A 19,982-nucleotide genomic window follows, 5' to 3' on the forward strand; every position below is an offset into this window, starting at 1 on the left:
CCTGCGGGGCAGGGCCGGTAAACCGCGGGACCGGCGTGAGTGCGGTACAGACGCCAGGCTGGGCGTGGCCTATCGGTCACATCAGCAACCGTTGCCTGCAGTTGCCAGGGGCTGCAGTATCCTCGATCTCCATTCCTTCATCCGGATAGAGCGATGAGTTATTCGAACTGGCAGCCCGAAACAATCGCCGTGCATGGCGGCTACCGCCCGGACCCGACCACCCGTGCGGTGGCGGTGCCGATCTACCAGACCGTGGCCTATGCCTTCGATGACACCCAGCATGGTGCGGACCTGTTCGACCTGAAGGTGCCGGGCAACATCTATACCCGGATCATGAACCCGACCACCGACGTGCTCGAGCAGCGGGTGGCGGCGCTGGAAGGGGGCATCGGCGCGCTGGCCCTGGCCTCGGGCCAGGCGGCAGTCACCTATGCGATCCAGACCATTGCCGAGGCCGGTGACAACATCGTCGCGGCCAGTGCGCTGTACGGCGGTACCTACAACCTGCTGGCACACACCCTGCCGCAGTTCGGGATCAGCACGCGTTTTGCCGGCAGTGACGATCCGGCCGACTTTGCCGCGCTGATTGATGACAAGACCAAGGCGGTGTTTGTCGAGTCGATCGGCAACCCGCGGGGCAATGTCACCGACATCGCGGCGATCGCCGCAGTGGCGCATGCGGCCGGGGTGCCGTTGATCGTGGACAACACCGTGGCCACGCCCTACCTGCTGCGTCCGTTCGAGCATGGCGCCGACATCGTGGTGCACTCGCTGACCAAGTACCTGGGCGGCCATGGCACCAGCCTGGGTGGGGCGATCGTGGACTCGGGCAGGTTCCCGTGGGCAGCGCAGGCGGCCCGCTTTCCGCGCCTGAATACCCCCGACCCGAGCTACCACGGCGTGGTCTATACCGAGGCGCTGGGCCCGGCGGCTTTCATCGGCCGGGCGCGGGTGGTGCCGCTGCGCAACACCGGTGCGGCGATCTCCCCGTTCAATGCCTTCCTGATCCTGCAGGGGATCGAGACCCTGGCCTTGCGCATGGACCGGATCAATGCCAACGCGCTGGCGGTGGCCCGTTACCTGCAGCAGCACCCGAAAGTGGCCTGGGTGAACTATGCCGGCCTGCCGGAGCACCCGGACCATGCGCTGGCCCAGCGCATTCTGCGCGGTGGCGGTGCCTCGGGCCTGCTCACCTTCGGCCTGCCCGGCGGGCGCGAGGCCGGGGCGCAGTTCCTCGATGCGCTGCAGCTGTTCACCCGGCTGGTGAACATCGGCGATGCCAAGTCACTGGCCACCCATCCGGCCTCGACCACCCATCGCCAGCTCTCAGCCGAGGAGCTGGCCAGTGCCGGGGTCAGTGTGGATACGGTGCGGCTGTGCATCGGCATCGAACATATCGATGACCTGCTGGCCGACCTGGAGCAGGCGCTGGCAGCGGTCGGCTGAGAACCGGACCGGTGCAGCGGAGTGCACGTCTGCACTGGGGCGCCCGATCAGGATGGCCAGCCCGGGCTGGCCGATACCGGGTCCGGTAATGCGCCAGCGCGCTGCCAGCGGCGGGCCACCAGTGATGGCCGGCATCGGGTAGCTGGCGGCCTGCGGCAGCAGGCATTGACCGCGCTGCTGCGCGGGACACTCAAGCAACGCTGTTGTTGATTTCCGGCAAGGGATTGGCCGGCGGCAACGGCCGGGCCGGGCGCAGGGCCGGGCTGGCCATCACCATCTCGGCCAGCGACCAGGCCAGCTCGCGCTCGGCCATGATCGCGCCGTCGGCGCCGTGGGCCAGCAGGTGCTTGACCTCGGCATCGCTGTGCGCGCGCGCCAGCAGGGTCAGGTTGCTGTTCATCGCACGTAGCTTGGCAATGGATTCACCCGCTTCCAGTGGCTGCGGAATGGCCAGGATGGCAATGGCGGCCTTTTCCGGGCGTGCTTCGGCCAGCACCGCATCGGCGGCGGCACTGCCGCGGATGGCCGGGATGTCGTTGCCGTGGGCGCGGGCCACGTGGTGTTCGTTGTCATCGATCACCAGCACCGGCACGCCGCGGTCGCGCAATACCTGGGCCAGTTCGCTGCCGACCCGGCCGTAGCCGATCACGATGGCGTGGTTTTCCAGCTCGCGCGAAGGGCCGGCCGGGGTATCCAGCGGCTGCTTGAGCGGGTTGGATTCGGGATGGCGGGCCTGCCAGCGGTCGAGCAGGCCGAACACGAACGGATTGAGCAGGATCGAGATCAGCGCGCCGGCCAGCACCAGTGCCTGGCCCTCGGCGGACAGGATCTTCAGCGCGACACCGAGGCCGGCGATGATGAAGGCGAACTCGCCGATCTGTGCCAGCGAGGCGGAAATGGTCAGCGCGGTGGCCTTGGAATGGCCAAACGCACGCACGATGAAAAACGCAGCGGCCGATTTGCCGAACATGATGATCGCGGCGGTGGCCAGTACCTGCCACGGATGCTCGACCAGGATGGCCGGGTTGAACAGCATGCCCACCGAGACGAAGAACAGCACCGCAAAGGCATCGCGCAGCGGCAGCGAATCATTGGCCGCCTTGTGGCTGAGTTCGGACTCGTTGAGCATCATCCCGGCAAAGAAGGCGCCCAGCGCGAAGGACACGCCGAACAGCGCCGCCGCACCGAAGGCCACGCCCAGCGCAATGGCCAGCACCGACAGCGTGAACAGTTCGCGCGAGCCGGTACCGGCAATGCGTTCGAGGATCCACGGAATCACCCGGCGGCCGACAATCAGCATCAGCGCGACAAAGGCGCCAAGCTTGAGGAAGGTGATGCCGATGGAGGTCAGCACGCTGCCGATGCTGTGGTTCTGGCCCGCGGCGTCGGGCCCGAACACCTCGGCAATCACCGGCATCATCACCAGGGCCAGCACGCAGGCCAGGTCCTCGACGATCAGCCAGCCCACGGCAATCTTGCCGCGCGTGGTTTCCAGCAGGCGGCGCTCTTCCATCGCGCGCAGCAGCACCACGGTGGAGGCGGTGGCCAGCGAGAAACCGAAAATCAGCCCGTTCAGATGTGACCAGCCCATCAGCTGGGAAACCCCCCAGCCGAGCACGGTAGCGGCGCTGATCTGGGCAATGGCACCGGGGATGGCGATCGTCTTGACCGACATCAGGTCCTTCAGCGAGAAGTGCAGGCCGACACCGAACATCAACAGCATCACGCCGATTTCGGCCAGCTGGTTGGCCAGTTCCTGATCGGCGACAAAGCCCGGGGTGAAGGGACCCACACAGATGCCCGCCACCAGATAACCGACCAGCGGCGACAGCCGCAGACGGTTGGCAATGGCACCCAGTACAAAGGCCAGCCCCAGCCCTACAGCGACGATGTTGATCAGGTCGGTGTTGTGCGGCATGGGCTTCCTGGTGTGCTGCGGGGATCCCCGATTCTAGCCTGTGCAGGCTGTACAACAGGGGAAAAAGCCGTGAATCGGGCTGCCCGCGGCAGCCATCCGGTGCAATTCAAGCCGGTGCGCCTGCTTTTTTCGCCTGGTCCGGGTGCAGGGGCTTTGCCCTTCCCCGATAAAGACCACGCCCCACTGGGGGCGTGGTGGGCAAAGCCGGGGCGGTTACCAGCGATAGGCAGCCCTGGCGTAAACGTAGGCGCCATTGAAGCCGAACGGGGAGTAGTTGCTGTACGGCAGCATGCCCCAGGTCGAGTTCTGCAGGTCGGCGGTGCGCTCGGGGTAGGTGTCCAGCAGGTTGTCCGCGCCCACGGTCAGCTTCCACCGTTCGCTGGGCTTGAAGCTGGCCGAGGCGTCGAGCACCCATTTGGCGTCGTAGCTCTGGTCGCGGGCGGCGGTGGCCGAGTTGCGCACGGTGAAGCTGCCATAGCGGGTGGCCGACAGGCCCAGCTCCCAGCGGTCCGAGCGCCAGGTGCCGCTGAGGATGGCCTTGTCACGCGGGTAGCTGTCCTGGATGCGGCCGATCTCGTCGCGGCCGATCAGCGACTGGGTGATGCCCAGGCTGCCGAATACCGCCGGCGAGGCGAGGAACTTCTTCACCTCGGTCTCGTTGTAGCTGTAGGCGGCGGTCAGCTCCAGGCTGCTGGCAGCCAACGGCAGGGTGTAGCTGGAGACCGCATCCACACCGCGGGTACGGGTGTCCATGCCATTGGTGAAGTAGGAGAACGCGGTGACCTGCGGCAGTCCCAGACCGGCCAGCAATCCATTGGCGGCGGCATTGGTGGTGATGTTGGTGGACAGCACGATGCGGTCGTCGATGTCGATCTGGTAGGCATCGACGGTCAGGTACAGGCGGTCCACCGGCTGCAGCACCAGGCCGACGCTGTAGGAGGTGGAGCTTTCGGCCTTGAGCGGGCTGGCACCCAGTGCCTGTGCGGCAGTGCTGGTGGTCGGGAAGGTGCCGCGCTCGACGAACACGCCGTTGATGATGGTGCTGGTCACCGCCTGGTAGCTCTGCTGGGCCAGCGACGGGGCGCGGAAGCCGCTGGAGGCGGTGGCACGCAGCGCCACCTTGTCAGTGAAGGCGTAGCGCGCTGACAGTTTGCCGGAGAACTTGTCGCCGAAGTCCGAGTAGTCCTCGTAGCGACCGGTCAGGCCGGCGGAGAACTTGTCGGTCAGGTCGGCTTCCAGGCCGGCGTAGACCGCGTAGTTGTGGCGATCGGCGTTGACCGCGTTGATCGGGGTGAAGCCGCCGAAACCCTGCGCGCCGCTGCCGGTGTACGACTCCAGCTGGCCGGCGGTCTGTTCCCACTTCTCGCGACGGTACTCACCACCGAAGGACAAGGTGGCCGGGTAGGCCAGGCCCCAGTCCAGCGACTTGGTGAGGTCGGCGTTGAAGATGTCCTGCTGGTACTTCAGCGTGCCGTCGTAGAACGAGCTGGGGCTGTTCACGCCCAGGCTGTAGTTGATGCTGTTGCGGGTGTGGAAATCCAGGGTGTTCTCGCCGTGGTTGAGGCTGACGTCCCAGCTCCAGCCGCTGCCGGTATTGCCCTTGACACCGGCCACCAGCGAGCGGTCCTTGGAGTACTGGTTGATCTGCGGCACGTAGCCGTCCGGGTAGACCTGGGCCAGCAGCGCGCCCTGGCCGCTGTGGTTGCGCGAACGGTAGAACGCGAACGAGGTGATGTCGCGGTTGCTCAGCAGTGCATTCGCATAGCCACTGACGTTGTCGTTGAAGGCGAAGCCCAGGTTGGCCGAAGCGGCGCTGGCGTCCACGCGCGGGTCGCCGACGATGAAGGTGGTCTGACCAATCGCCGGGAAGTTGCCGGTATCGGGCGTGGTGCCGCGGTAGGGGCCGGCGCGGTTGCTCTCGTCCTGCTGGCTGAGCTGGCCGGCCAGGTGCAGCTTGCCGCGCCCGTCGGCGAAGCTGACGCCGGTGTCGCCGGAGAGCTGGACCTTGGCACCGTCGCCGGCCGAATACTGGCCATAGTCGGCGGCCAGGCTGCCGCCTTCACCGCTGCCCTTGAGCACGATGTTGACCACGCCGGCGATGGCGTCCGAACCGTACTGCGCCGAGGCGCCGTCACGCAGCACTTCCACCCGTTCGATCGCGGCGATCGGGATGGCGTTGATATCCACCGCCGCCGAACCCCGGCCGATGCTGCCGTTGACGTTGATCATTGCCGAGGTGTGGCGGCGCTTGCCGTTGACCAGCACCAGCACCTGGTCCGGCGACAGGCCGCGCAGCTGCGCCGGTCGGATGCCGCTGGTGCCGTCGGTCAGCGCCGGGCGCGGGAAATTCAGCGAGGGCAGGGCGCGCGACAGCGCGGTGGCCAGCTCGGTGGTGCCGGTGGACTGCAGTGCTTCCGGGGTGATGATGTCGATGGCCGATTGCGATTCGGCGACGGTGCGGTCGGCCACGCGGGTACCGGTGACGATCACCGTGTCCAGGGTGCGCGAGGCCGGGCTTTCGCCCTGTTGGGCCTGGGCCTGGAAGGCCAGGCCGGGCAGGCCCAGGGCGATGACAACAGCGGCGGAAAGCGGATTGATACTGCGATTCATGCCAAGACGACTCCATGTGGGGCGGCGCGTCCTGTGGGGGAGCGGGCCGCTGGGCAGGCGCAGCGCTGGCTGCGTACCTTTCAGCTATTAAGGAAACATTCAGTCGCTGTCAAAACCGGTCACCACCGCAACCACCGGCCGGGGATGCACAGCGGCAGCCGCGCTCAGTATGGGTTGACGGTAGAATCGCGTCGCAGGAAGGGCGCTTATCTGCTCATTCCGTTTCATTCTTTCGGAAAACTTTCCCTCCCATGATTTCCCTGCGTAATTTCGCCCTCCGCCGCGGCGAGCGGCTGCTGCTGTCCAATGTCGACCTGACCCTGCATGCCGGTTACCGGGTGGGTGTGGTCGGGCGTAATGGCGCTGGTAAATCCAGTCTGTTTGCCGCTGTGCGTGGCGAGCTGGAGGCGGACAAGGGCGATGTCTCGCTGCCGGGCAAGATCCGGATTGCCGACGTGGCGCAGGAAACCCCGGCACTGGCCGAACGCGCGATTGATTTCGTGCTCGGCGGTGATGACGTGGTGGCCGCGGTGCTGGCCGAAGAGGCTGCGGCCAGCGCCGCCGAAGACTGGGAGGCGGTGGCCAATGCGCACCAGAAAATGGCCGAGCTCGGCGCCTATGACGCCGAAGCGCGTGCCGGCAAGTTGTTGCACGGCCTGGGGTTTGCGGCCGACACCCATCACCGTGCGGTGGCTGAATTCTCCGGCGGCTGGCGCGCGCGCCTGAACCTGGCCCGGGCACTGATGATGCCCTCCGACCTGCTGCTGCTGGACGAGCCGACCAACCACCTGGACCTGGATGCGGTCTACTGGCTGGAACAGTGGCTGCTCAAATATCCCGGCACCTTGCTGTTGATCAGCCATGACCGCGAGTTTCTGGACAACGTGGCCACCCACACCCTGCACCTGCACGGCGGTACCGCCCGGCTGTATCCGGGTGGCTACACCGATTTCGAGCGCCAGCGCGCCGAGCACCTGCGCCAGCAGCAGATTGCCCACGAGAAGGAACAGGCCGAGCGCGCCCACCTGCAGAGCTTCATCGACCGTTTCAAGGCGCAGGCCTCCAAGGCCACCCAGGCCCAGAGCCGGATCAAGCGCCTGGCCAAGATGACCGGTACCGAGGCGGTGCGCGCCGAGCGTGAGTTCCGCATCGAGTTTTCCGAACCGGCCAAGCTGCCGTTTTCGTTGATCCGCCTGAATCATGTCGATGCCGGTTATGGCCCCGATGCAAGGATCCTGTCCGATGTCGATTTCGGCCTGGAAGCCGGCCAGCGCGTGGGCCTGCTCGGCCCCAACGGCGCCGGCAAGACCACCCTGGTCAAGACCATCGTCGGCGAGCTGGCGCCGCTGTGTGGCGAGCGCAGTGCGCATCCGGACCTGCGCATTGGCTACTTTGCCCAGCACACGGTGGAATCGCTGCGCGAAGGTGCCACGCCGATGGACCACTTCCGCGACATCGACCCGGATGGGGTCAACCAGAATTTCCGTGACTTCCTGGGCAAGTGGAACTTTGCCGGCGACCGCGCCTTTGAATCGGTGGACGGTTTCTCCGGTGGCGAGCGCGCGCGCCTGGCGCTGGCCCTGATTGCCTGGCAGAAGCCCAACGTGCTGCTGCTGGACGAACCGACCAACCACCTGGACCTGGAAATGCGCGAGGCGCTGGCCGAGGCGCTGAGCGTGTTCGAAGGGGCCATCGTGATGGTGTCCCATGACCGCCACCTGATCGGCCTGGTCTGCGACACCTTCTGGCGCGTGGCCGACGGGGTGGTCGAGCCGTTTGCCGGCGACCTGGACGAATATGCCGCCTGGTTGCGCACCCGGGCTTCGGCCCAGGGCGCGCGTGCCAAGGCCGAACGGGAGGCACTGGCCGAGGCCGAGGCCAACCGGCACAAGGCGCCTGCGGCAGCACCGGCCCCGGCGCCGGTGGTGCTGCGGGCCGGCGGCAAGAAGCCGGCCAACCCGGTCAAGCTGGCCGCAGCCGAAAAGAAGGTCGGTGAACTGGAGGCGCAGCTGGCCGAGCTGGATGCGGCCATGGCCGACCCGGCCGTGTTTGCCGACGCCGGCAAGCTGGCCAGCCTGAGCCAGCAGCGCGAGCACATGGCCCAGCGGCTGGAACAGGCCGAGGCCGACTGGCTGGCGATGATCGACAGCTGAGCCAGCACCGCGCTCGATCCGGCAGGGGGCTGTCCGGATCGGCCGCCAGGGCGCAATCGTCACGGCAATGGGGGATGCGGGTGGAACAGGACAACTGGCAACAGGTCCGGCACTTGTTTGATCAGGTGTGTGACCTGCCGGCCGAACAATGGGAGCCCCGGCTCCACCAGCTGAGCACTGATGCCGGGGTGGTGGCCGAGACGTTGCGGCTGTTGCGGGCGCAGACCGTCGAGCTGGGCACGGTGCGCGAACGGATCGGCCGGCTGATCCGCCAGGTCGACCAGGCCGAGCTGGGCGCGGGCGACCGGATCGGGCCCTGGCAGCTGCAGCAGTGCCTGGCGCGCGGTGGCATGGGGGTGGTCCACCTGGCCGAGCGTGCCGATGGCCTGTACGCCCAGCAGGTGGCGATCAAACTGCTGCCCGGCCTGTGCGATGAGCGCGCCGCGGCGCAGCTGGCAGCCGAGCGGCGCATCCTGGCCTCGCTGCAGCATCCGCATATTGCCCGGCTGTACGACGGCGGCACGACCCCGGCAGGGCAGCCCTACCTGGTGATGGAGTACATCCAGGGTCAACCGCTGGACCGGTGGTGCCAGCAGCAGGCCTTGAGCCTGACCCAGCGGTTGCAGTTGCTGGAGCTGATCTGCCGCGCCGTGCAGGAGGCGCACGCGCGCCTGGTGCTGCACTGTGACCTGAAGCCGGCCAATATCCTGATCCGTGACGATGGCCAGCCGGTACTGGTGGATTTCGGCATCGCCCGGCTGCTGGACAGCAGCCTTGCCGGCGAAAAGCCCGCTTGTTGCACCCCGGCCTATGCCGCGCCGGAGCTGCTGCATGGGCAGAGCCTGCCGGATACGCGCAGTGACGTGTTCTCGCTGGGGGTGTTGCTGGCCGAACTGCTGGCCTGCGCCCCGGCCGGGCGCGAGCTGGGCAGCTGGAACACGACGATGTGCCTGCCCAGCCAGCTGGCCGGCAAGGACTGTGCCTGGCGCGGCCGCTTGCGCGGTGATCTGGATGCCATCGTCGCGCGTGCCTGCGCGCTGGAGCCCAGCCAGCGTTACCCCTCGGTGGCCGCGCTGGCCCAGGACCTGCGCAACTACCAGCAGCGGCGCCCGCTGCAGGCGCGCGGCAACGGCCTGCTGTATCGCGCCCACCGCTGGCTGCAGCGCAACTGGACCTGGCTGCTGGCCTTGCTGGCGGTCCTGGCACTGGTGGCCGGCTTCGTCTGGCAGCTGGAGCAACAGCGCAAGCGGGCAGAGCAGGCCGCCGAGGTGGCCGAACAGGTCAGCGGCTTCATGGTCGGCATCTTCGAGGCGGCCAACCCCCGTACCCGCGGCGCCCGTGCCACGGCCGTGATCAGTGCCGAGGATGTGCTCGACCAGGCCGCCGCGCGGGTGGATGGCCAGCTGGACCAGGCGCCGCAGGTGCGTGCGCGCCTGCAGGGGGTGATCGGTCTGGCCTATCGCTCGATGGGCAACCTGCCCAAGGCCATGCCGTTGATCGAACAGGCGGCGCAGGCCCTGGCCACGGATGGCGATGCCGGCAATGACGATGAGGCGGCGCGGCTGTGGAACCTGCTGTCGGGCACGCTGGCGCAGCAGCGCGATGGCGTGGCCGCCGAGCAGATGGCGCGGCGCGCCCTGGCCTTGACCGGGCCGGCTCAGCCGGGGAGCTTCCGCCAGGCGCAATCCTACAATTCACTGGGGCTGGCCTTGCTGGCCCAGCAACGCTACGGGCCGGCGCTGGAAGCCTTTGAACAGGCCCTGGCCAACCACCAGCAGGCCAACCGCCCGTTCTATGTCGGCGTGACCACCGACAACATCGGCATGTTGAATCGTCGTGCCGGCAATGCGCAGGCGGCATTGCAGGCGTTTGCCGTGTCCACCCCGCTGTTCAGGCGCAGCGTCGGCGAGGGCTCGTATGACTACTGGGCCAGCACGACCGAATACGCGATGGCCCTGGTCGAGGCCGGTCAGCTGGACCGTGCCATCGCGCTGTTCCGGGCCAATCTGCAGCGCGCTCCCGGGATTTTCGGCCCCGACAGTGTGTATGTCTCCAGCGAAACCCACCGGCTGGGGGCGGCATTGCTGCGCAAGGGGGAGTTGGCGCAGGCACGTGGCCATCTTGACCAGGCGCTGGTCCTGACCGAGCAGCTGCTGGGCCAGGACAGCTACAGCTATTCGCTGGTGCTGGCCAGCTCGGCGCAATGGGCGGCCGCGGCGGGACAGGCCGAACGAGCCCGGACACTGGCCGCACGGGTGCTGGCGATCCGCGAGCAGGTGCTCGGCGCCGACCACCCCGACAGCCAGGATGCCCGGCTGGAACTGGCCGGCATCCTCCTTGCCCAGGGCGATGCCGGTGCCGGGCCGTTGTTGCAGCAGGTGCGTCAGCACTGGTTGCCGGGTTTGCCCGCGCGCAGCAGCAACAGCGTGCGTATCCGCCAGGCCTGGGTGGCCTGGCTGCTGCAGCAGGGCCAGCTGTCCCAGGCGCAGCAGGCCCTGCAGGACTGTGCGGCCGATGCCCGGGCGCTGACCCCGCATCTGGCCCTGCAGCAACAGGCCCTGCAGGCACGCCTGCTTTCGACCCGGGCCGATGCGCGCGCGCCCGACGCATGGGCGGCATTGATCCAGGCGGCAACCCGACTGTATGGCCCGGCCTCGGCATGGACCGTGCAGTGGCGCCAGCAGGCGGCCACCGCGCAGCAGCCCGCTGCGGGTTGACGTCTTTGTCGGTGTGCTTATCCGTCTTGGCCCGTGGGGCAGGGCGCGCCTGCCAAGGACCCTGGACAGGTTGCCGGGCCTGGCGCCGGCTTGCATCCGGCCGGCTGAGCGGCAAGGATGGCGGCATGAACAAGACCCGACTGACCCTGGCTGGCCTGGCGCTGGCACTCTCCCTGTCCGCCTGCGGCGACACGGCCGATACCTCCCCCGCCACCGCCTCGGCGGCCAACCTGGCTGCCGGCAGCGAGCAGGGCCAGGCGCCGGCCGATGCCTTCCTGGCGGCACTGGCAACGCATTGCGGGCAGGCATTTGCCGGCCGGATCATCGCCAACGAGCCGGCCACCGGCCAACCCGATGCGTTTGAAGGCAAGGCGCTGGTGATGCATGTGCGTGGCTGCGACAACCCGGCCGAAGAGCTGCGGGTGCCGTTCCATGTCGGCGAGGATCGTTCGCGCACCTGGATTCTTACCCGCACCGAGGGCGGCCTGCGCCTGAAGCATGATCACCGTCACCCTGATGGCAGTGAGGACATCCAGACCATGTATGGCGGCGACACCGTGGTTGCCGGTAGCGCCGTACGCCAGGAATTTCCGGTCGACGCCTACAGTGTCGAGCTGTTCGAACGCGAAGGCCTGCAGCAGTCCACCAGCAATATCTGGGCGATGGAGATCGAGCCGGGCAAGCGCTTCCTGTACGAACTTGCCCGCCCCAGTGGCCGTCTGTTCAAGGTCGAGTTTGACCTGAGCCAGCCGGTAGCCGTGCCGCCGGCCCCGTGGGGCAGCCAGGACTGAGCTGCCTGATGTTCAATCCGTGACACAACAAGGGCGCCCTTCCGGCGCCCTTGTTGTCTGCGCTGCGTACCGCTCAGCGGCTGGCAAAGCGTGCGCGGCAGCCCTGGCTGACCCAGAGGGTGTCGCCGTTCCAGCCCCAGTTGCGGTTCTCCACGCAGCGGGTACGCGAAAGCTGCTCCACCAGCAGCGGACGCCCGGCGCGTCGCTCCCAGTTGCAGGTGCGGGTGCGGTTGTCATCACTGGAGCAGGTCACCGAGTAGTTGTTCTGGCCGCTGTTGCCCGGGCGTTGGCCGCCACGGCTGGCGACAAATTCGGCGCGACAGCCGCGGTCGACCCAGATCGCGCCATTGCGCACGCCCCAGCTCTGGCCCTGCACGCACTGGTTGCGCGACAGCTGCCGGGTCAGCGTGGCACTGCGCCAGCCGGTGTGGCAGGTGGCGCGGCGGTTGTCCTTGCTTTCGCAGCGGACCACCCCGTTGTTGCCGGCGCTGGAGACGTTGCCGCCATTGCCCTGCCAGCGACCACTGGCGGCAAACTCTGCCCGGCAGCCGTTGCTGACCCAGACCAGGCCGTTGCGGCTGCCCCAGTTCTGTCCTTCCACGCAGTTGGTACGGGAAAGCTGGCGTACCAGCTGGGCACTGCGCCAGCCGGTGGTGCACTGGCGCTGACGGTTGTCGTTGCTTTCGCAGCGGATGGTCTGCTCCTGCCAGCCGGCTGCTGCCGGTTGGGCCTGCGCCGACCCGCTGGACAGCAGCAGCGCCGGCAGGGCAGCCAGGGAAAGGGCGGTCAGCAGTCGGAACATGGCGGTCACCTATTCAGTTTGTAAGCGGACTATAGCCAGAGCCTGTCTTAAGCGGATCTGACTCGGGTCGGACCCTGGCACAGCGCCTGTCCTGGCGCGGTGACCGCAACGGTGGTGGGCCAACATCCGGGCACAGCGGCGCGGCGCCTGGCTGGTTCCCCGGTCCGGGCCGGCGCCAGCGGGCGTGCGTTCCCCCGGCGCGCAGCAGGGCGTTTGTGCCGTCAGTAGCGCGCGCGACGCGGATCGACACTGCGGCCGCGGCGTGCAGGGGGGAAGTTGCCTCCGCTGCCACCATGGCCAGGGCTGGCCGCAACGGGTCGATCAGCCCCTATTTGCTCCGTTTGCATCGCAGGCCCAAAATAGGGCGTTTCCGGCCCGCTCCATGGCCGGCCCCCTGCGGAGTTTTCCATGCGTACCCATTTTTGCGGCCTGGTCGATGAGACCCTGATCGGCCAAACCGTGACCCTTGCTGGCTGGACCGACGTGGCCCGCAACCAGGGTGGCGTCTGCTTCATCGACCTGCGTGACCACGAAGGCATCGTCCAGGTCACTGTCGAGATCGACAATGCCGAGGTGTTTGCCGTGGCTGCCTCCCTGGGCTATGAGGATGTGATCCAGGTCGAGGGTGTGGTGCGTGCCCGCCATGCGGTCAATGACAAGATCGCCACCGGCAAGGTCGAGGTCATTGCCTCGAAGATCACCCTGCTCAACAAGGCCGCGCCGCTGCCGTTCCACGCCCACGAGAACCCGGGCGAGGACACCCGCCTGAAGTACCGCTACCTGGACCTGCGCCGGCCGGAAATGCAGCGCATGCAGCGCACCCGCATCAAGCTGGTGCAGGCGCTGCGCCGCCATCTGGATGCACGTGGCTTCCAGGACATCGAGACCCCGATCCTGACCAAGGCCACCCCGGAAGGCGCACGCGACTTCCTGGTGCCGGCGCGCATGCACCCGGGCGAGTTCTACGCCCTGCCGCAGAGCCCGCAGCTGTTCAAGCAGATCCTGATGGTGGCCGGCTTCGACCGCTACTACCAGATCGCGCGTTGCTTCCGCGACGAGGCCCTGCGCGCCGACCGCCAGCTGGAGTTCACCCAGCTGGACATGGAGTTCGCCTTCGTCCGCGAGCGCGACATCCAGGACTTCGTTGAAGAGATGATCCGCTCGATCTTCGCCGAAGTGGTGGATGTACAGCTGGCCGCTGAGTTCCCGCGCATGACCTGGGCCGAGGCAATGCGCCGCTATGGTTCGGACAAGCCGGACCTGCGCATCGATCTGGAGCTGGTGGACGTGGCCGAGCTGGTCAAGGACTGCGGTTTTGCCGTGTTCTCTACCGCTGCCAATGACGCATTCGGCCGCGTCGCCGCGCTGCGCATTCCGGGTGGCGCCACCCTGTCGCGCAAGCAGATCGACGAATATGCCGCCCACGCCGCCAAGTACGGCGCCAAGGGCCTGGCCTACATCAAGATCGACGAGGCCGGCGCGGTCTCCTCGCCGATCGCCAAGTTCTTCGATGAGGCTGCCTTCGCGGCGCTGGTCGCTGCCACTGGCGCGGCCAATGGCGACATCGTGTTCTTCGGCGCCGGTGCCTACAACAAGGTCTCCGACTTCATGGGCGCGCTGCGCCTGAAGGCCGGCCGCGACTTCGGCCTGGTCGCTGACGGCTGGCGTCCGCTGTGGGTGACCGACTTCCCGATGTTCGAATGGGACGAAGAAGAACAGCGCTATGTCGCCCTGCATCATCCCTTCACCGCGCCGGCGGTGGATTCGATCGAGGACCTGCGCGCCAATGCCCGTACCGCCGTCTCGCGCGGTTACGACATGGTGCTCAACGGCAACGAGATCGGCGGTGGTTCGATCCGTATCCACCGTCCGGACATGCAGAGCGCGGTGTTCGAGCTGCTGGGCATCGGTGCCGAAGAAGCTCGCGCCAAGTTCGGCTTCCTGCTCGACGCCCTGAACTACGGCGCCCCGCCGCACGGTGGCATCGCCTTCGGTATCGACCGCATTGCCGCGCTGATGGCCGGAACCGAGTCCATCCGTGACGTGATCCCGTTCCCGAAGACCACCGGCGCCCAGTGCCTGATGACCGATGCGCCCTCGCCGATTGCCGATGTGCAGCTGGCCGAGGTGCACGTGCAGGTGCGCGAACCGAAGAAGTAAGCCGCCGGCAGGGTGGGGCAACCCATCGGCTGTGCTGCACTGCAGGGGCGGGGACCGGCAACGGACCCGCCCTTGTCGTATTCCCGCCCCCGGCCCATGCTGTCGCCGTTGCTGTCGCCGTTGCTGTCGCCGTTGCTGTCGCCGTTGCTGTCGCCGTTGTCCAGCCGTTTGCCTCCTCTCGTTTCTCACTCCTCTCTCCTCGTTCCTCGTTCCTCGTTCTCGCCCCATGCCCATCCGCCAAGCCACCCCCGCCGATGCCGCGCTGCTGTGTGAGTTGTCCACGCGTACGTTTGTGGAAACCTTCGGCCACCTTTACCGGCCGGAGGATCTGGCCGCCTACCTGGCCGTCGCCTACCCGCAGGACCTGCAGCGGACGCAGCTGGAAAGCGGCGATTACGCGGCCTGGATCCTCGAACTGGACGGTGAGCCGGCCGGTTTCGTGTTTGTCGGCCCCTGCGGCCTGCCACACCCGCAGGCCGATCCGGCCGATGGCGAGATCAAGCGCCTGTATGTGCTGGCCGCCCACCACAATGCCGGTTGGGGCAGGGCGTTGATGGATCAGGCCATGGCCTGGCTGAGCGCACGCACCGCGCGCCAGTGGCTGGGGGTGTGGTCGGAGAACCTGGGCGCACAGCGCTTCTATGCCCGTTATGGCTTTGAGCGGGTGGGGCAGTACGAGTTTCCGGTCGGACAGGCGCGTGACCTGGAATACATCCTGCGTCGCCCGGCGCAGGGCGCACCGTGACTGCGGCAGGGCAGGCCGGCGCGTTGCCTGTCGATCCGCAGCTGCCAGGCGGGCCGGCATGAGTGGGCGCGTGCTGGTGCTGCATGGCATCTGGAATACCCGTAGCTGGATGCTGCCGCTGGTCTGGCGTCTGCGTCGGGCCGGGATCGATGCGCACAGCTTTGGCTATGACAGCATCCTGGGCGGACCTGGAGCGGCGGTGCCCGCCCTGGCGGCAAGCATTCAGGCGCAGGCGGTTACCGGTCTGGTCGGCTACAGCCTTGGCGGGTTGATCGCGCTGCAGGCCCTGCAGCAGCATCCGGGGTTGCCGGTCACTACCCTGGTCTGTCTGGGCACGCCCTTGTCCGGCAGCCAGACCGCGCGCCAGCTGTGCCAGCTGCGCCTTGGCCGGCTGCTGGGCCGCAGCGGACAGCTGCTGGGCCAGGCGCAGCAGCGCGGCACCGGCGCAGTCCGGATCGGCCAGGTCGCCGGCAACCGGCCGCTCGGCCTGGGCCGCCTGCTGGGTGCCCAGGGCCGGGATTCGGACGGGACCGTCGGCCTGGCCGAGACGCACTGGCCGGGGCTGGCCGACCACTGTGTGGTGCCCGCCACCCATACCGGGCTGCCGTTCAACCGGCAGGCAGCCGGGCAGGTCGTGCATTTCCTGCGCAACGGATGCTTTGTACCCGGAGTTGCCCCGGGCTGAGGTCGTATCCGGGCCGTATTGATGGCGATCGGGTAGAATCCGCGCTCCTGTTCCTGTCAAACGTACGGAAATCCCCATGGGTCGTGGTCCCTCCATCGAAGCCCGCAAGAACGCGTCCGACGCGAAGCGCGGCAAGATTTTCACCAAGATCATTCGTGAGATCAGCGTGGCCGCACGCGGTGGTGGTGGGGACCCCAACAACAACCCGGCGCTGCGTACGGCCATGGACAAGGGCCTGTCGGCCAACATGTCCAAGGACGTGATCGAGCGTGCGATCAAGAAGGCCACCGGCGAGCTGGAAGGCGTCGAGTACGAGAACGTGCGCTACGAGGGCTATGCCCCGGGCGGTGTGGCGGTGATTGTTGACTGCCTGACCGACAACCGCGTGCGCACCGTGGCTGACGTGCGCCATGCCTTCAACAAGTGCGGCGGCAACATGGGCACCGAAGGCTCGGTGGCCTTCATGTTCAGGAAGCTGGGGGTGATCACCTTCGCCCCGGGCGCCGACGAGGATGCCATCACCGAAGCTGCCATCGAGGCCGGCGCCGATGACATCGTGGTCTACCCCGATGACGGTTCGATCGACGTGGTCACCGCCCCGGAAGCCTTCACCGACGTCAAGGACGCCCTGGCCGCGGCCGGCTTCGTGGCCGACCACGCCGAAGTGACCTTCCGCGCCGACAACGACATCAAGGTCGAGGGCGAGACCGGCGCCCAGGTCAAGAAGATGCTGGACATGCTCGAGGACCTGGATGACGTGCAGAACGTCTATTCCAATGCCGAGCTGGACCAGAACCTGTACGGCTGAGGGTGACGGCGGGCTGGTGCAGATGCCGGCCCGCGTCCATTGCACATGACCCGTATCATCGGCATCGACCCCGGCTCCCAGCGCACTGGCGTGGGCATCATCGACGTGGCAGCCGACGGACGGGTCACCCCGGTCTGGCACGGCCCGTTGGTGCTGCTTGGCGCCGACGATTTCCCGCAGCGCCTGAAGACCCTGGTGCTGGGCCTGCGCGAGCTGGTCGAGCAGTACCGCCCGGATGAGGTGGCCATCGAGAAGATATTCATGGCCAAGAATGCCGATTCGGCGCTCAAGCTGGGCCAGGCGCGGGGAGCGGCGATTTCCGCACTGGTATTGCATGACCTGCCTGTGGCCGAATACGCACCGACAGAGATCAAGTTGGCGCTGGTGGGACGTGGTGGCGCCGAAAAGACCCAGGTGCAACATATGGTGGGGCTGATGCTGGGCCTGCCCGGCAAGCTCCAGGCCGACGCCGCCGATGCGCTGGCGGTGGCCATTACCCATGCCCATGTCCGCGCCACCGCGCAGCGACTGGGTGTGAACACGCGCCAGGCTTGGCGCAAGTAAGGAGAGCACGATGATCGGACGGCTGCGCGGGGTGATTGTCTACAAGGCACCACCGTGGTTGATGGTGGATGTCGGTGGCGTCGGCTACGAGCTGGAGGCGCCGATGAGCACCTTCTACGACCTGCCCGAGGTCGGCCGTGAGGTCACCCTGTATACCCATTACGCGCAGAAGGAGGACAGCGTCAACCTGTACGGCTTCCTGCGCGAGAACGAGCGCCGGCTGTTCCGTGACGTGCAGAAGGTCTCAGGCATCGGCGCCAGGATCGCGCTGGCGGTACTGTCCGGGGTCAGCGTGGAGGCGTTTGGCCAGCTGATCAGCCATGGCGATGTCACCGCGCTGACCCGGATCCCGGGCATCGGCAAGAAGACCGCCGAGCGCATGGTGCTGGAACTGCGTGACAAGGCCGGCAACTTTGTCGGTACCGGCGGTGGCGGTGGCCCGGTGCTGGCCGCAGCCCCGGGGCAGGATCCGGTCGCCGAGGCCGTGGTCGCGCTGCAGCAGCTGGGCTACAAGCCGGCCGAGGCGTCCCGGATGGCGCGCGAGGCGGCGCTGGAGGGGGATGATGTGGCGGTGGTGATCCGCAAGGCATTGCAGTCGGCATTGCGCTGAGCGCACTGTCTTTTTTTTAACTTTTCCTTGCATAGGCTCGGCAGCATGTCGACACCCGCACCCTCTGCTGCGCATGGCCCGAACAAGGCCGGGCTGCCGTTGATCATCGCTGCCATCGGCGTGGTTTTCGGCGATATCGGCACCAGCCCGCTGTATACGCTGAAGGAGGCCTTTTCCGGGCACTACGGCCTGAGCAGCGACCATGACACCGTCCTGGGCGTGCTCTCGCTGGCATTCTGGTCGTTGATGCTGGTGGTCACGCTCAAGTACGTGACCGTGATCATGCGCGCCGACAACGACGGCGAGGGCGGCATCATGGCGTTGATGACCCTGGCCCAGCGCAGCCTGCGCAATGGCTCGCGCAGTGCCTATGTGGTCGGCATCCTGGGGATCTTCGGTGCCTCGCTGTTCTTCGGTGACGGGGTGATCACGCCGGCCATTTCGGTACTCGGTGCGGTCGAGGGACTGGAAGTGGCCGCGCCCGGACTCAAGCCCTTCGTGCTGCCGATCACCATCGCCGTATTGCTGGGCGTGTTTGCCGCCCAGCGCTTTGGTACCGAGAAGGTCGGGCGTGTGTTCGGGCCGATCACCACGGTCTGGTTCCTGTCGCTGGCGGCCATCGGCCTGTGGAACATCATTGCCGAGCCGGAAGTGCTCAAGGCCTTCAATCCGTGGTGGGCGGTGAAGTTCTTTGCCGAGCACCAGTGGCAGGGCATTTTCATCCTCGGCGCGGTGGTGCTGGCGGTCACCGGTGGCGAGGCCCTGTATGCGGACATGGGCCACTTCGGTGCGCCGCCAATCCGCCATGCCTGGTATTTCTTCGTGCTGCCCTGCCTGCTGCTCAACTATCTTGGCCAGGGGGCGTTGGTGCTGGCTCATCCGGAGGCAGTGGCCAACCCTTTCTATCAGTCGGTGCCGGGCTGGGCGCTGTATCCGATGATCATCCTGGCTACCATGGCGGCGGTGATTGCCAGCCAGTCGGTGATCACCGGCGCGTTCTCGGTATCGCGCCAGGCGATGCAGCTGGGCTACATCCCGCGGATGCGGATCAAGCACACCTCAAGCGACACCATCGGCCAGATCTACGTGCCCGGCATCAACTGGGGGCTGGCCACGCTGGTGATCGGCCTGGTGCTGGTATTCCGTTCTTCGTCCAACCTGGCCGTGGCCTATGGCATCTCGGTGTCGGCGACGATGCTGATCGACACCCTGCTGTTCGCGCTGGTGGCACGCGCGCTGTGGCCGGCCTGGCGCAGGTGGATCCTGCCACTGTGCGTGCCGTTCTTCCTGATCGACCTGGCCTTCGTCATCGCCAACGGGGCCAAGCTGGCCCAGGGCGCGTGGTTCCCGGTGGTGCTGGGGGTGGTGCTGTTCACCCTGATGCGGACCTGGCGCCGTGGCCGCGAGCTGCTGGCCGAGGAAATGGCACGCGACGGCCTGCCGGTGGCCACCTTCATCCCGGCGCTGATGATCTCGCCGCCGGTGCGCGTGCCCGGCACGGCGATCTTCCTGACCACCGACCTGAACACCACCCCGCAGGCGATGCTGCACAACCTCAAGCACAACAAGGTGCTGCACGAGCGCAATGTGTTCCTGACCGTGCAGGTGCTGCAGGTGCCGTATGCCGCCGCCAACGCGCGGGTCAGCGTTACCACCCTGGGCGATGGTTTCCATGCCCTGACCCTGCGCTTTGGCTTCATGGAAACCCCGGACGTGCCGATGGCGCTGGAGCAGTTCTGTCTTGCCGGGCATATCCACTTTGACGCCATGGACACGACCTATTTCGCCAGCCGCGAGACGATCGTGGCCAGTGCCAAGAAGGGCATGCCGCTGTGGCGGGACAAACTGTTTGCCTTCATGCACCGCAATGCGGCGCCGGCATCGGGCTTTTTCCGTATCCCCGGCAACCGTCTGGTCGAGCTCGGCGCGCAGGTGGAAATCTGATGCTGGCCACCGCAGGCAGGGCGCTCGGC

14 protein-coding genes are annotated in these 19,982 nt (G+C 67.2%); 11 read left to right on the forward strand and 3 right to left on the reverse strand.

The genetic code is table 11. The features are described from left to right. The first annotated feature begins 153 nt into the window (after positions 1-153). On the forward strand, positions 154-1,446 hold the full coding sequence (locus tag ABB25_RS00725) for an O-acetylhomoserine aminocarboxypropyltransferase/cysteine synthase family protein (protein ID WP_057662254.1): 1,293 nt from the start codon (positions 154-156) through the stop codon (positions 1,444-1,446). A gap of 190 nt (positions 1,447-1,636) precedes the next feature. Here the strand turns inward: ABB25_RS00725 and ybaL are convergent, their stop codons facing one another. Together ybaL and ABB25_RS00735 are read right to left on the reverse strand one after the other, a co-directional pair. Next, positions 1,637-3,364 (reverse strand): YbaL family putative K(+) efflux transporter, encoded by a 1,728-nt coding sequence (gene ybaL, locus ABB25_RS00730; RefSeq protein WP_057662257.1) that lies wholly within the window; start codon positions 3,362-3,364, stop codon positions 1,637-1,639. Between the two features lie 213 nt (positions 3,365-3,577). Beyond that, the gene (locus ABB25_RS00735; RefSeq protein WP_057662259.1) at positions 3,578-5,974 is read right to left on the reverse strand and encodes a TonB-dependent receptor plug domain-containing protein; all 2,397 of its coding nucleotides are present in this window, start codon (positions 5,972-5,974) and stop codon (positions 3,578-3,580) included. Between the two features lie 251 nt (positions 5,975-6,225). Between ABB25_RS00735 and ABB25_RS00740 the strand changes: the two genes are divergently transcribed. The 3 genes from ABB25_RS00740 (at position 6,226) to ABB25_RS00750 (ending at position 11,635) form a co-directional block, all read left to right on the forward strand. After that, positions 6,226-8,127, forward strand: a complete 1,902-nt coding sequence (locus tag ABB25_RS00740; protein WP_057662262.1) for an ABC-F family ATP-binding cassette domain-containing protein — start codon at positions 6,226-6,228, stop codon at positions 8,125-8,127. Between the two features lie 113 nt (positions 8,128-8,240). Next, positions 8,241-10,844, forward strand: coding sequence for a serine/threonine-protein kinase (locus ABB25_RS00745; RefSeq protein ID WP_160319384.1), 2,604 nt, complete (start codon positions 8,241-8,243; stop codon positions 10,842-10,844). Positions 10,845-10,969: 125 nt separating this feature from the next. Next, the gene (locus ABB25_RS00750) at positions 10,970-11,635 is read left to right on the forward strand and encodes a hypothetical protein (RefSeq protein WP_057662269.1); all 666 of its coding nucleotides are present in this window, start codon (positions 10,970-10,972) and stop codon (positions 11,633-11,635) included. Between the two features lie 73 nt (positions 11,636-11,708). Here ABB25_RS00750 and ABB25_RS00755 read toward each other — a convergent pair whose 3' ends face one another. Then, positions 11,709-12,437, reverse strand: coding sequence for a DUF3011 domain-containing protein (locus ABB25_RS00755; protein ID WP_057662272.1), 729 nt, complete (start codon positions 12,435-12,437; stop codon positions 11,709-11,711). 408 nt (positions 12,438-12,845) lie between these two features. Between ABB25_RS00755 and aspS the strand changes: the two genes are divergently transcribed. The 7 genes from aspS (at position 12,846) to ABB25_RS00790 (ending at position 19,953) form a co-directional block, all read left to right on the forward strand. Further along, a complete protein-coding gene (aspS, locus tag ABB25_RS00760) occupies positions 12,846-14,597 on the forward strand; it encodes an aspartate--tRNA ligase (RefSeq protein ID WP_057662275.1) in 1,752 nt (583 codons plus the stop codon). Positions 14,598-14,823: 226 nt separating this feature from the next. Next, positions 14,824-15,342, forward strand: coding sequence for a GNAT family N-acetyltransferase (locus tag ABB25_RS00765; protein ID WP_057662278.1), 519 nt, complete (start codon positions 14,824-14,826; stop codon positions 15,340-15,342). Positions 15,343-15,400: 58 nt separating this feature from the next. Beyond that, positions 15,401-16,027: an esterase/lipase family protein gene (locus ABB25_RS00770; RefSeq protein WP_057662281.1), complete on the forward strand. Its 627-nt coding sequence runs from the start codon at positions 15,401-15,403 to the stop codon at positions 16,025-16,027. A gap of 76 nt (positions 16,028-16,103) precedes the next feature. Continuing rightward, positions 16,104-16,835: a YebC/PmpR family DNA-binding transcriptional regulator gene (locus ABB25_RS00775; RefSeq protein ID WP_057662285.1), complete on the forward strand. Its 732-nt coding sequence runs from the start codon at positions 16,104-16,106 to the stop codon at positions 16,833-16,835. 45 nt (positions 16,836-16,880) lie between these two features. Then, positions 16,881-17,399: a crossover junction endodeoxyribonuclease RuvC gene (gene ruvC / locus ABB25_RS00780; protein ID WP_057662288.1), complete on the forward strand. Its 519-nt coding sequence runs from the start codon at positions 16,881-16,883 to the stop codon at positions 17,397-17,399. 10 nt (positions 17,400-17,409) lie between these two features. Next, positions 17,410-18,009, forward strand: a complete 600-nt coding sequence (ruvA, locus tag ABB25_RS00785; protein ID WP_057662290.1) for a Holliday junction branch migration protein RuvA — start codon at positions 17,410-17,412, stop codon at positions 18,007-18,009. A gap of 45 nt (positions 18,010-18,054) precedes the next feature. After that, positions 18,055-19,953: a potassium transporter Kup gene (locus ABB25_RS00790; RefSeq protein WP_057662293.1), complete on the forward strand. Its 1,899-nt coding sequence runs from the start codon at positions 18,055-18,057 to the stop codon at positions 19,951-19,953. Positions 19,954-19,982 lie beyond the last annotated feature (29 nt).

Origin of the sequence: Stenotrophomonas koreensis, from assembly GCF_001431525.1 — a bacterium.
GTDB lineage: Bacteria > Pseudomonadota > Gammaproteobacteria > Xanthomonadales > Xanthomonadaceae > Stenotrophomonas > Stenotrophomonas koreensis.

Bases quoted from the DNA above. Each gene is read 5' to 3' on its own strand.
- ABB25_RS00725 (WP_057662254.1), top strand. From the start codon at position 154: ATGAGTTATTCGAACTGGCAGCCCGAAACAATCGCCGTGCATGGCGGC.
- ybaL (WP_057662257.1), bottom strand. From the start codon at position 3,364: ATGCCGCACAACACCGACCTGATCAACATCGTCGCTGTAGGGCTGGGG.
- ABB25_RS00735 (WP_057662259.1), bottom strand. From the start codon at position 5,974: ATGAATCGCAGTATCAATCCGCTTTCCGCCGCTGTTGTCATCGCCCTG.
- ABB25_RS00740 (WP_057662262.1), top strand. From the start codon at position 6,226: ATGATTTCCCTGCGTAATTTCGCCCTCCGCCGCGGCGAGCGGCTGCTG.
- ABB25_RS00750 (WP_057662269.1), top strand. From the start codon at position 10,970: ATGAACAAGACCCGACTGACCCTGGCTGGCCTGGCGCTGGCACTCTCC.
- ABB25_RS00755 (WP_057662272.1), bottom strand. From the start codon at position 12,437: ATGTTCCGACTGCTGACCGCCCTTTCCCTGGCTGCCCTGCCGGCGCTG.
- aspS (WP_057662275.1), top strand. From the start codon at position 12,846: ATGCGTACCCATTTTTGCGGCCTGGTCGATGAGACCCTGATCGGCCAA.
- ABB25_RS00765 (WP_057662278.1), top strand. From the start codon at position 14,824: ATGCCCATCCGCCAAGCCACCCCCGCCGATGCCGCGCTGCTGTGTGAG.
- ABB25_RS00770 (WP_057662281.1), top strand. From the start codon at position 15,401: ATGAGTGGGCGCGTGCTGGTGCTGCATGGCATCTGGAATACCCGTAGC.
- ABB25_RS00775 (WP_057662285.1), top strand. From the start codon at position 16,104: ATGGGTCGTGGTCCCTCCATCGAAGCCCGCAAGAACGCGTCCGACGCG.
- ruvC (WP_057662288.1), top strand. From the start codon at position 16,881: ATGACCCGTATCATCGGCATCGACCCCGGCTCCCAGCGCACTGGCGTG.
- ruvA (WP_057662290.1), top strand. From the start codon at position 17,410: ATGATCGGACGGCTGCGCGGGGTGATTGTCTACAAGGCACCACCGTGG.
- ABB25_RS00790 (WP_057662293.1), top strand. From the start codon at position 18,055: ATGTCGACACCCGCACCCTCTGCTGCGCATGGCCCGAACAAGGCCGGG.